Origin of the sequence: Streptomyces sp. CB01580 (assembly GCF_001905795.1) — a bacterium.
Taxonomy (GTDB): domain Bacteria; phylum Actinomycetota; class Actinomycetes; order Streptomycetales; family Streptomycetaceae; genus Streptomyces.
The window spans coordinates 1-11,765 of record NZ_LIXJ01000018.1 but is presented as its reverse complement, the minus strand read 5'-3'; the positions used below and the strand labels follow the sequence as shown (position 1 = coordinate 11,765).

General features: G+C 63.4%; 7 protein-coding genes and 1 pseudogene. 4 read left to right on the top strand and 4 right to left on the bottom strand.

The window, feature by feature from the left end; translation table 11 throughout:
• Positions 1 to 2 precede the first annotated feature (2 nt).
• Both AMK22_RS41150 and AMK22_RS23920 read left to right on the top strand, forming a co-directional pair.
• On the top strand, positions 3 to 314 hold the full coding sequence (locus tag AMK22_RS41150) for a hypothetical protein (protein ID WP_242434108.1): 312 nt from the start codon (positions 3 to 5) through the stop codon (positions 312 to 314).
• Positions 315 to 516: 202 nt separating this feature from the next.
• The gene (locus tag AMK22_RS23920; RefSeq protein WP_073788182.1) at positions 517 to 1,020 is read left to right on the top strand and encodes a very short patch repair endonuclease; all 504 of its coding nucleotides are present in this window, start codon (positions 517 to 519) and stop codon (positions 1,018 to 1,020) included.
• Positions 1,021 to 1,055: 35 nt separating this feature from the next.
• Here the strand turns inward: AMK22_RS23920 and AMK22_RS23915 are convergent, their stop codons facing one another.
• Genes AMK22_RS23915 through AMK22_RS23905 form a run of 3 tightly spaced genes read right to left on the bottom strand, consistent with a single transcriptional unit; the run spans position 1,056 to position 9,354 of the window.
• Entirely contained in the window at positions 1,056 to 6,086 is a 5,031-nt protein-coding gene (locus AMK22_RS23915) for an FtsK/SpoIIIE domain-containing protein (protein WP_073788180.1), read from the bottom strand.
• Complete coding sequence (locus tag AMK22_RS23910) at positions 6,083 to 7,528, bottom strand: hypothetical protein (RefSeq protein ID WP_073788178.1); 1,446 nt, start codon at positions 7,526 to 7,528, stop codon at positions 6,083 to 6,085. Before AMK22_RS23910 ends, AMK22_RS23915 begins: the two co-directional genes overlap by 4 nt.
• Positions 7,528 to 9,354, bottom strand: a complete 1,827-nt coding sequence (locus tag AMK22_RS23905; protein WP_073788176.1) for a hypothetical protein — start codon at positions 9,352 to 9,354, stop codon at positions 7,528 to 7,530. The genes AMK22_RS23910 and AMK22_RS23905 overlap by 1 nt, the downstream gene beginning before the upstream one ends.
• 502 nt (positions 9,355 to 9,856) lie before the next feature.
• On the opposite strand from AMK22_RS23905, the gene AMK22_RS23900 reads away from it, so the two are divergent.
• Positions 9,857 to 11,002 carry a DNA cytosine methyltransferase gene (locus AMK22_RS23900; protein ID WP_073788174.1) on the top strand — a complete coding sequence of 382 codons (1,146 nt, stop codon included), beginning with the start codon at positions 9,857 to 9,859 and terminating at the stop codon, positions 11,000 to 11,002.
• A 48-nt stretch (positions 11,003 to 11,050) separates the two neighbouring features.
• Positions 11,051 to 11,248, top strand: a pseudogene (locus tag AMK22_RS41145) (glutamate--tRNA ligase); the annotation flags it as partial.
• A 102-nt stretch (positions 11,249 to 11,350) separates the two neighbouring features.
• Here the strand turns inward: AMK22_RS41145 and AMK22_RS23890 are convergent.
• On the bottom strand, positions 11,351 to 11,575 hold the full coding sequence (locus AMK22_RS23890) for a hypothetical protein (protein WP_073788172.1): 225 nt from the start codon (positions 11,573 to 11,575) through the stop codon (positions 11,351 to 11,353).
• Positions 11,576 to 11,765 lie beyond the last annotated feature (190 nt).

The window sequence follows — 11,765 nt, the reverse complement described above, 5'->3', positions numbered from 1 at the left end:
GAATGAGGTTCGGGCGGGACCTGGTCCCGTTCGCGGATCTGCATATCACAGAGAGTGATGCTCCTGGACGGCTGATCACCGGAACGGTCAGGGCAGCCCACCATGAAGGCTGGCAGACTGCGATTGTGATACGCGAACCAGCAGAACTGCAGATCGATGACGACGGCCGCGTGTCCCTGCCGCTGGGGCTCCTCGCGGAGGCGGGCCTGGATGCAGGTGGCCGGATTCTGGCGTTCAGCGACGGCGACGGGCGCATTGTGCTGCAGCGAGAGGTAGACGCCTTCAAGGCACTGCTGCAGGACGGCACTCTGTGAGTGGAGATCCCGCCGCCGCGAGGCCATCCCCGTTGCAGCGATCGGGTAGGTCGGTGTGCAGCCGGGTGGCGTCCGTGGGTGCGAGACTTGCGACCGCCCGCCCTCGGCACGGGGAAGCGCCGAGAATAGAGCTGGACGGACAGGAACAGGTCCTCGCCAGGCGGGACCCCCTGGCGGAAGCTGTCTCTGAGCTGCTGGAAATATGAGCGAGCAAGAAGTACCAGAAGCGCCGGCCGAGCAGTGGACACTGCCGGAGGGGTCGTGGGCGTCGTCGGCCGCGACCCGGCGGAGCATGCTTGGCAACCGGAGTCGTGATACTGAGCCCGAGCTGCTCCTCCGCTCGCTTGTCCACGCCGCTGGACTGCGCTACCGGGTAGCGGCAAAGCCGCTCCCGAAGATGCGCCGCACGGCCGACATGGTCTTCCGCCCTGCGAAAGTCGCAGTCTTCATCGACGGCTGCTTCTGGCACGGCTGCCCGGAGCACTTCGTGATGCCCAAGACGAATCGGCCGTACTGGGAAGAAAAGATCGGCCGGAACATCCAACGCGACCGGGACACAGACAACCGCCTCACGGAGGCAGGCTGGCTGGTGCTCCGTTTCTGGGAACACCTCGAACCAGAGGCGTGTGCCGCCACTGTCATCGAGGCAGTGGCGGCCCGGCGGCAGGAGGTCCAAGCCTCAAAGCATCCGAAGAAGACCTCCTGACCGTCGCGTCCCTCTAGGAGATGAGCGAGACCCGGTCAGTTCCCGTCGTAGGCCACCTGCAGTCGCGTGGTGCTCTTAGCCGTGTGTAGAAAGGCGTCACCTTGTCCGGCCAGAGCTTCGGCTCCAGTCTCGTCCAGAATGATGCGGCTATCGGTCGCCGTCTTGACGCGCAGGGCGAGTTGGGCGGGAAAGTTGGAGCGGATGGTCGTAGAGATGACGTCTGCACTCGGTCGCTGCGTGGCCGTGATGACGTGGATACCCGCAGCGCGGGCCTTCTGTGTCAGGCGCTTGAGCAGTGTTTCGATCTGCTTCTTCTCTTCGGGATCGCTGGTGAGATCGGCGTACTCGTCCAGGACGATGACGATCCAGGGCTTTCGTTCCGCTTTGCCCACCTTTGCGTTGTACTCGACGAGCTTGCGTGTGCGGATCGCCTTCATGTCCTTGTAGCGCACGGCCATCTCTTCGACGGTTTCCTCGAGCATCTCGATGGCGTCGGCAGCGTCCATGCCGATCACGCCGTCAAGGTGCGGGTCGTCCTCGAAGTCGACAAGCTCGGTGCCCTTGGGATCAACGAGGCGGAGACGCAGGTCGCTCTTGTCGTACCGGGCCAGGCCCTTGAGGATCGTGTCCAGCGCGACGGACTTTCCTGATCCGGTAGTGCCGGCCACCAACAAGTGCGGTGAGTCTGCGGAGGACAGGTCAATGGTGACCGGGTTGCCTTCGATGTCAGCGCCCAGCGGGGCGATGAGGCTCTCGAGATCGACCGGGCACCGCTGCCACAGCGCCTTGGCGTCGACCCCGTACTTCTCGTCGTCGACCTTGGGGATCTCGAAGAGCACGGAGCCGCGATCGCTGCGAGTGCGAATACTGAACCCGGAGGGCAGTGCCAGGGCCAGAAAGATCTCGTCGCGGCGGTTGGTCAGCTTGTCCACGGTGACCCCCGGATTGGGGATGAACCGGAAGATGTAGAAGCCGGGTCCCTCCTGCCATTTGCCGACCTCCGGTGCAGTGACCGCAACCTTGTGGCGGGCGAAAACGTCAACGATCTTGTTGTATCGAAGCGCCAGCTCCTCGTCGGAGAGCCCACCACGGTAAGCCCTCAGAGGGGCAGGATCTGCCTCTGCGGCAGGGTGACGCGTAAGTACCGCTCCTGGCAGGACTGTTCGAGCAGCCACCCCGCCAACCTCTGCAGTTGCCGTTGCTTCCTCCGGAGCGAGTGGTTCGGCGACGAAGCCCACAAGGGAGGTGTTGACGGCATTTTCAGCGGCCTTCGCGGTCCCGCCGGGGACCCCAGAAAGAACAAGAGGATCGGCGTTGGTGGGATCCTGCTTGGCGCGCAGAGCACCAATGAGGTTCAGCAGTTCCCGTTTGTTCAACCTCACCAGGGTGTGCCTGCCGAGGCTTCCAACCGCGGGTGCCGGCTGATCGTCCTCGGCCGAGATAGCCACGGCAACGCCGGTGACGTGGCCCAGCTGGACATCCTCGGAGCGTAGGGCGTCAAGGACCTTCGCCTCGACCTGGCGGTGGTCGTCATTGCCGATCAGGGTGCGAGCTGGAAGGTCTTCGGCCGGCGTGGCCTTTCCGCTGGTCTGAGCGATCGCGGCGGCAAGTTCGTCCAGCCAGAATGGACGGTCGTGTCGAGCCTCTCCGTCCGAACGGAAGGCATCCCTACACAGGTCGGTGGTGCGGTTGAGCTGTTCCTCAGCCAAACCGACGTCGAAGGTCTGGCGGAACTTGGACTCGGCGACCAGGACATCCAGCCTAACCGTGCCGTCGTCCTGGACCGTCAGCACAAACCGACCGATGTCGGCGCGGGTCTTGCGGCCGAACCAGCGGTGGTGCTCGTCGAAACTGATCCACGTGACCAGGCTCGTGCCCTGCCGGGAGACGGGAAACTGCTGGTCGATGACAAATCGCGTGGCAACCAGGCCCACGACTTCGTTGACCGTGGTGCCGATACCGAGGGATCGCAGCACAGCGCCAGGGGCCACGTTGCGGCCAACCTCGTAGATTCGTTTGGCGGTGCTTTCCGAGTCATGCGGGGTGACGACACCGATCTGCTCAAGGCGGCGGCACAGTCGCTGGACGACGAACTGCCGACCGGTCTGCGAGCTGACAATGAGGGTGTAGGACTCGTTCTTGCCGACGCTGGGCTTGACGAGGATGACGTCAGGGCGGTTGCGCAAGGCGTCGATCTGCTCACGGCCGATGAAGCTATCGAGAGTGACGACCCAGTGGGCCACACGGTGCAGGGTCTCGAACAGGTCTTGGTGCTGGTCGAACTGCACCTGCATCTCGAAGTAGTCGATGCCGTCGACACTTTCCCGGGAGACCGGGGAACGGCGGTCGTAGCGAACGCACAAGGTCGACCAGGACTCAAGAGTCTCGTCGGCGGTCTCAGGCAACAGCGCTCTCACGACGTTCTGGCTGGTCTGAGCCAGGTTGTGTGAGGCGGCGTGCTTCCACGGGTTGAAGGAACCCGTCAAGGACACCTTCTTGGTGCTCTCCTTCATGCTCGTCTGCGTGCCGAACAGTGCTGGCGCCAGAGCGAGGTCGACGGTGTCCTCCAGTCCTGACAGATCTGCTTCCTGGTCGGGCTCCCATGCTTTAAGGATCAGTTGGACGTCGGGCAGGAAGCTGTCGTCGGACATCTCTGCACCGGAGAACTGCAGGTCGAAACCCTGGATGATCTCGTGGTGGGTGGCCTGCGGAGCCAGTACAACCAGATCGACTTTCAGACGAGGGTTCTTGGCCCGCATCTGCTTGGCCACGCGCATCGGCAGGACAGGGTCGCCGTTGCGGTCCAGAAGCAGTACGCGCAGCCCATCAAGCTTGTGGGGGTATGTCGTCAGGTAGTCGGTGATGACGCGGACCATCTCGTCGATCGCGGTCTCGTCGACGCTGGAGAGCCAGTCCTTGGACTCGTTTCCGCCGTAGCGGACCGGTGCGTACTCCTCGTGCCCGGCCGATTCCCGCATCGGAATGGCAATCGTGCCGCCGGGACCAACGAGGACCGCCGGTGTCCCATGTGGGGAGATACGGTCGATGGCATCGAAGAAGAGCTCATCGTTTTCCTGGTTGAGGCTCAGACCTCCCTCCTTGTTCAGGGCGGTCACGATGCTGTCAGCAGCCTCCTCGTAGTTCTTTGCCAGCCAGCGCAGCTTCAGCGGGTGAGTGGCCAGCATCATCATGCGGTGGTCGGCCAGCCCTACGACATCGGTCAGGACGACAGCCTCAAGGTCAGCGTTCGGAGCGTTGTCGGGAACCAGGGTGGTGCGAGCTTCGCGGAGCACGCCTTCCCACTCGCGTACGTAATCGTTGATCTTCCCAGCGTCAAGACCGTTGCAGAACCGGCTGAAATGCTCAAGCCTGAGGCGCTCCAGCTGGCTGGCAAACTGTGATGCAGAGTCAGGCAAGGGCTCGTCGGCCTGCCACTGCCGGGGGTCATTGAACTTCTCGAGGAAGGTGTCGAAGGTCAGCTTGCTGGCATGGCCAGGGGGAGTTCGCCAGCCGTGGATGAGGGCTGCAAGGGCGATCTGCCCCGGGATGCCAAGAGGGTCCCAGCGAAAGCGGCGCTGGGCGCCGTCCATCTCAACCAGGATGCGCAGCGGGGCCCACTCCGTGTTCGGGTCGAACGGCTCGTCCTCCTCCGGAAGGGGCGGCTTGGTCAGGTCCAACAGGCAATTCTTGACGTCCAGAGTCAGGCGAAGACCGGTGGATTCCCCGACGTCATCCAGGGTGTTGGCATACAGGAAAGCAAACAGCCAGCGGCTCCACCGTCCGGCTTCCTGGTTGCCTTCAAGCCCGACGACGACGGAGCCTTCCTCTTCATCGGAGAAGTAGGTCAGCTCGCGCAGCAGGGCACGCAGTGGGTCCTGGACGAACTGAGAGTCCGGAAAGGCAAGCTTCTCGACCTTGCGGCGCGACCGCTTGGACAGCAGGTCGGCCAGCGGTTCCGCCCCGCCGATAGGAGCCTCGTCAAGGAAGCGCTGTGCGGCTTCCTGATCTCCGAGGTCGAGTGCATCTTCGATCACCATGGCGTCGAACTCGTCGACCCGATCTGAGTCGGCCTTCTCGATCTCCTGCCGGACCTGCTGGCCCAGGCCGATCTTCTTGGACTTTTGCTCGAAGACTTCCAGCCAGAGGGTCAGGTCCTGCTCACGGCGCAGCTGACGAGAATCCTGCGGGGTGGAGCCACTGCGATTGAGGTTGAGTACGAGGCTGCGCATGAGTGCCTTGGCAGTCTCGGAGTCCGTACCGATGTGGTCCAGGGACTCCTCGCTGAACTCGGTCGCGCTTATGCGGTCTATCAGGTCGTCCTCGGTGATCTCCTTGCCCGTGGGCTGCTTGAAGGCACTGACCGAGACGTTCTTCTTGATCCGGGTGGGCAGCGCGGCGGGCTTGATGAAGAGTCCTCGGTCTGGGAAGAGGTCAAGAGCCGGCAGGGCAGCAGAGACCTCCGGGTAGACCACGTCAGGGGTGCGGACCTGAGTTGCTGCGACCTTCTGCGCAGTGTCGACTAGGAAGGCAGCCCAGCGATGCAAGGACCGGGGCTCCTCATCGGTGACGGCACCCCAGATCTCCGGCAGAACGGTGCCCATCGCGGCTGGAACAGTGCCGATGCCCCCCGCTTCCCGCCATGCCTCCGCCATGAATCTGTCGAACCCGCGCTCACCGGAGGAGTCGCGGTAGTTGCCCAGGATCGTGGCATCGTTCAGGGCGTTCATGGCCGCCAACCCCTGTGCGTCCGGCGACTGCCCCCACTCGAAGAGCAACACCGCCTTGCCCTGACCTGAATTGCGCCACTTGGTCAGCTGGTCCTGCGGACCCAACAGGTATTCGGCGGGTACACCTTCGATTGGCTCCGAGGTGCCGACCTTGACAACAACCTGACGGTCCGGCGAGCCCAACAGCTGCTGGGCAGTGCGACGGAGAGCCTCAGCAACGGTCGGCCGGTCGAAGCCGCTGACCCGTAGGACGGCTCGGGCTCCATTGGCCTCAGTGACCTTGCGGAGCGCTTCGTCGGCGACGAACCGACCGAGCGCTCGGATGCTGCTGTTGGTCACCGGGGCTCCCCTCGAACCATGCTGGTTGCATCTGAATATTGAGTGAGCAGGCCAATAGCGGCGAGCTTCTCCCGAAACGCCTTGCCGTTGTGGTCAAGGACCGAAGGGTCGACCTCGTAGGCCAACGGGCTCGCTGCCGCGACCTTGTCCTCCATCACAAGCCCATACTTCTCGTACAGCAGCGTGCAGAACTTGTCGAACTCCATCTCCGCGTCCTGCGCGACGGTGGCAGAGACCAGAGCCTCGAGCATCGGGGGCTTCATGGTGAAGTGTCGGCGCCCGGCCGTCGCGTTCAGCGCTCCGACAGCAGCGAGGGTCTCGCTGAAGAACGCTCGGGGTGAGGCGACCGCAGTGCCGCCTTCCTTCGTGAATCTCCCGTAGCGGCGCTTCTTTTCCTCATCGCCTTCCTCTTCGATTTCGTCGATCATTACCTGAGCCTGGACATTGATCGCTTTGACGATGTCGTTGCGGAATCCAGCAAGGTTCTTCTGCGATTCCCTGCGCAGAGGGGTTGCCTCGTTACCGAAGTCCAACAGGATCGACTCGCGGTTGGTGGCACGGAGCTTGGTGCGTGCGAGGTGCAGCTGGTGGCGTGCCAAGCAGTAGGGGACCCAGTGCATGAGGCTCTCAGTACGCTTGGCCCTGGGGACCGTAGCCGTCCGAGTGACGATGTTTCGGGTCCCTTCCCGCAACAGATCGGGCCACGGGCTGAGGTCCTCATGCAGCTCGATTCCTGCGTCTGAACCCTCAACGGGCGCTTCGTCGTAGTCGAAGTCGTGCGCACTGAGGGCCTTGGCAAGGTTGCCCAACGGGGTTCCGCTGTCCTCCACGAGGTCGCACATGCCCTGTCGGGTCGCTTCCTTGCGGACAGGATCGGGGTCGATACGAAGGACTTTGTAGGCCCAACTCCCAGCACCGCGGTAGAGATAGCGCTCGATACTCGGAGCGTTGATGCCGGCGGCAACTTTGCTGGCCTGCTTACGCTTCTTCGCGCCCTTCTTGGAATCGATTTGCTTGACTCGTCGTTCGACTGCGTCGTAGTGGATGAGCTCACCGACGAACGGATAGATGTGTGCGCCGAACCAACTGGGCTGGCTACGACGCCCGGGGATCTCAACCAACAAGGACGAGAACAGGGCGTGAAGTGTTTCCAGCGTCTCGGGAGAGTCCAGCTCGACGGCCTTGCCGAGTTCCTCCTCGCCCTCAACTATGCGAGCTTTGGTCGCGATCCGCCGGGCCAGGTCGTGCGAGGTCCTCTTGTAAAACGTATCGGGTCTGTTATCCAGGAGTCCTGCGAACTTTTCTGGGTCTTCCTGGTGCGCCAGGTAGACGCCACGGGCAATCGCGAGCATCTCAAGCGGGACGTAGAACCCGCGGCCCTGCTGTTCGAGATTCACCCCGAAGAGGCGAAGCACGACCTCGGCCTTGGAACGATCAGCCATTACGCACGCACCGACCTGATCTTGTCGCCGACGTCAATCATGAGCTTTCGCATGACGTTGCCCACCAGTACCTGGATCTCGTCGTCCTGGTTCGACGAGTCAGCCAGCTCAGCCAGGGACCCGCTCAGGCCGCGGATCTCTGCCTCGTGCTGCACCTCGCTACGCAGGCCCGCGGCCCACCGTGTCAACAACTCGAAGCGCAGAAGGTCTGCTTCCACCGAGACTACGTCCTGGTCAGAGGCGACGGACGGGATCCGGATGTAGATGGCCCGGTTGAGCCACTCGACGGCGTTCCGCATCTCGGGGGTGGCGCTCGTGCCGGCTTCCCTTTGCCACTGGGTGACCTGGTCGACCACCTCAACGCCCTTGCTGGGCACTCGCCGGGAGATCACGGCCGCGCGGGCACGGTGTGTGAAGAAGGCGGGGTCAAGCACGAAGAAGTCAGGGTTGCTTGCTGCCCGGTGGATGCCCTGGACCGCCTCCAGGCCCTTGAGGAAACCGTCTCGTACTCTGGTGTCTGCCGGGTCCCGGCTCTTGTCCTGGACACGCACAAAGTCGTCGCCGGCTTGCAAGCCCATGCGGGCGAAGCGGTCCTTGTCGTCGTCGCTGTTGAAGAAATCGGCTCGTCGCAGGAACGTGTACACACCCCGCAATTGTTCGGCCTGCTTCTGGGCGTCCCGATTCGTGCGAACCTTCTGCAGGTAGCTGCTGGCGTCCGCGGGAGGGAAGTCGCCTGCCATGTCTGGGTCTAGTCGGTCGTCGACCTGGCGACGGGAGACCCTGCCTGGGTCCAGCTTCCGTAGCGCGAAGAAGGCAGGAACCAGATGACGCTGTTGCTGGCTCAACCGGTCGCCGAAGAGCGCCTGGTGGTACAAGTGGGGAGCCTGCCACAACCGGTTCGAATGCGACCGCTGGTACTTGGCGTGGACGTCCTCGCAAGACAGGCCGCCGGTGAGCATGTAACTGGTCACCGAAAGCGCCTGCCGTGTCGTGATTACGGCCCCGGTCCGCTCGGCCGCGGCGAACATGTCCCGGATCGCGGCCCGGCGCTGAGGCCCGTGGGTGGGATCGTTCAGTTCCTTGCGGTTGGACAGGATCGGGCAGACCTCCCGTGCATCACAGGTCTCGCACGGCTTCCACCGCGACCATTGAGTCGTTGTCCACTGCTTCAGGACCCACGAGATGAGCCCACCGTTGGAGTTGTCGGTGGCTACGGACTGGTAGTTGAGGTTAATGACGGTGACTGCGCCATCGGGGTCGCTGACCTGCCCGCGAACTATGCCTTCCGTGAGGGTCTGCACCAGAACCTTGGCGCGCCCCGTGCCACCTTTACCAGGGTTGTCATCTTCGGCGACGCACTTGCGCAGTTGCCCCTCGTTCGCGCAGATGATCGCGATGCCTTCATCCGGAGGGTCAAGAAGCTCCACGAGCTTGTGAGCGCCGGCCTGGGGGCTGAGCTCGCTGAGATCGCTGAGGATGTACAGCGGGCGTCCACTACGGGTCCGGCCGACAGGGCGGGCGCCTTCCGCCTCGGACAGCTCAAGGAAGACTGCCTTCCGGACATCTGGTGTGATCGGCTCACCATCGGACCGTAGTGCGGCTAGTAGGCTGGCGCACAGGCTCGTCTTGCCGTGCCCAGCGTCTCCGGTGAGGACGACGGTCTTCGTGGTCTGTCGCTCGATGGCGTTCAGCAGGTAATCCAGCGTCACGACGGGGAACTGTGGCTGTGTCCAGTCTGCCCGCTCGTAGACCATCTCAGAGGTGTCGACGTCGAACGGCTGGTAGCGACGTATCCGTTGGACGTGTTTGTTGACCTCTAGCGGCATGCTGCTGTCCTTCGTCGAACGAGCCGGGAGCTGCAGAATTTTAGCTGCCAGTGAGCCTGACGGTAGATCAAATGCCGCGACTAGGCGTGAAACTGCCTGTGCCCGACAGCGCGTGACTGTGCCGCGGGCGTTGAGATTCGGTGATCACCCCGCTCGGCTCTGCAGCGCTCGGTGTTGACTACGCTCACTTCCGGGAAGTGCGGGCCGTCGGCCTTGGAGACACCGCGGTAGCAGCGGGGGGCGCAGGGTGGTCGTCGTTGACGAGCTCGTTCAGGGGGCGGCGCATGCCGGAGGGTAGGTCGCAGAACCGTCGTGATCGGCACGTCAGACGGTGCGTAGGTACCGGTCTGCAGCGCGTGATCACCCTTGATCGAGTACGATGACCGCTCGTTCCGCCGGTTCTACAAGCAAGTGCAGATGGGGGTCACACGTGGGTGAGCGACACCCCTTGCGGGCCAAGCGGCGGCCGAAATTTGAGGAGGGCGAAGGCTCCCTACGAGTCGTGGACCTCTTCGCCGGCTGCGGTGGCCTCACCCTCGGTATCGCCCAGGCGGCACACAAGCATGGCGTCTCGCTCGATGTTCGTCTCGCGGTTGATTTCGAGGCGGCTCCCACCAAGGTCTTCAAGGCCAATTTCCCCAAGGCCAACGTCCAACAGGGAACCGTTGAGTCCTTCTTCGATGGTGACCTCGGCGCCCCGTTGACCGCTCAGGAGGACAAAACCCTCACGACGGTGGGCGAGGTGGATCTCCTGATCGGAGGGCCACCTTGCCAGGGGCACAGCAACCTCAACAACCACACCCGTCGCGATGACCCCAAGAACCGGCTATACCTGCGCATGGCTCGTGCCGCAGAGGTCCTGCGCCCCAGCGCAGTCGTCATCGAGAACGTGCTGGCCGTTGTCAATGACAAGCAGCAGGTGGTCTCCCGCGCCATCGTTCACCTCAAGAAGCTCGGATACGAGGTTGCCACCAGTCGTATCGACCTACTCAAGCTCGGGGTCGCTCAGACACGCAAGCGCCACATATTGCTGGCCGTCCGCGAGGACGCATTGCCATTTGGCTTCTCGGCTGCCGACCTGCTGAAGATCGAAAACCACAATGCCGCACCGCGTGATCTGCGTTGGGCGATCGGCGACCTGCTCGACGTTTCCGCCAAGTCATTCTTCGATGAAGCTGCCGTACCCAACGCGGACAACCAGCGACGCATGAAGTACCTCTTCGAGAATGACGAGCACAATCTACCGAACGAAGAGCGCCCCGAGTGCCACCGGGGCGAGCACAATTACACCGCCATGTATGGCCGTCTATGGTGGGATCGTCCGTCTCAGACCATTACCAGCGGATTTGCAACGATGGGTCGCGGACGCTTCGTCCACCCTGCTGTTCCTCGATGTCTGACCGCCCACGAGGCCGCGCGCATCCAGGGCTTCCCGGACTACTTCAAGTTCGTCGACGAGAGGGTCAAGCCTCGCTACGAGCTGACTCGCACCGAGGTTCAGGTCATCATCGGCAACGCCGTACCCCCACCCCTGACCGAGGCGCTGGCCTCCATGCTCTTCGACGCTGACGTTCTGCAGGTGAAGGACGACGCGTCCCGGCAGCTTGATGACGACTTCGCTGCCTCTGCTGTAGACCTCGCCTGCTGACCCTGTAACGGTCAGGGATACACTCGGATCGTCGGCCGGCCGCATGTACTGCCCGACGCCCGTGCCGAGCTGGCCACCGTCGCGGACTGGAAGGCGGACGACCTGAAGGCCGTCCTGCTCGCCGTCGGCGAGAAGCACAGCCTCAAGCTGGGCAAGGCCCAGGCGCCTGTCCGGGGCGCGGTCACCGGCCGGACGATCGAACTCCCGCTGTTCGAGTCCATGGAGCTGCTCGGCCGGGACTGTTGACGGCCCGGTACGTGGGTGGCGGCTGCGGCGACTTCTGAGATGCCGAGCGTGAGGACCGCGAGGGCGGTTCCGGCGACGATGGTGGCGCCGATGATCTCCAGCTCATTGTTCGAGGTGCTTGACGGCCTTGTGGACAACGTCGGCGTACTGGCCGAGGGCCTTGGCCATGTCCCGCGCGCCGTCGATCATGTCCTGCAGCCAGCCGTGGCCGTAGTAGTACCGGCGCCAGAACGGGTCGTCGAAGGCAGATATCGCCTCGCCCTTATTCTCGGACGGCCAACGGGCGGCGTGGCTGAAGGCGCGAGAAGCCTCCAACGCAAGCGGCACGGATCAGTGACGTTGGCGACCCAAACAGGCTGACTGTACTCACCCGTCTCTTTCCTCGCGATAACGCCACCTAGGGCCTGTGATCAGCCAGAGGGCTTCGTAGGGGGTGGAGAGGAGGTCGGTGGGGTCGGCGTCGGGTGGGGTGTAGGCGGGGATGACCGGGCTCGCCGTCTTGTGGTCGATGGTCGGG

Coding starts and splice junctions, on each gene's coding strand:
- AMK22_RS41150 (WP_242434108.1), top strand. CDS start 3: ATGAGGTTCGGGCGGGACCTGGTCCCGTTCGCGGATCTGCATATCACA.
- AMK22_RS23910 (WP_073788178.1), bottom strand. CDS start 7,528: ATGGCTGATCGTTCCAAGGCCGAGGTCGTGCTTCGCCTCTTCGGGGTG.
- AMK22_RS23920 (WP_073788182.1), top strand. CDS start 517: ATGAGCGAGCAAGAAGTACCAGAAGCGCCGGCCGAGCAGTGGACACTG.
- AMK22_RS23905 (WP_073788176.1), bottom strand. CDS start 9,354: ATGCCGCTAGAGGTCAACAAACACGTCCAACGGATACGTCGCTACCAG.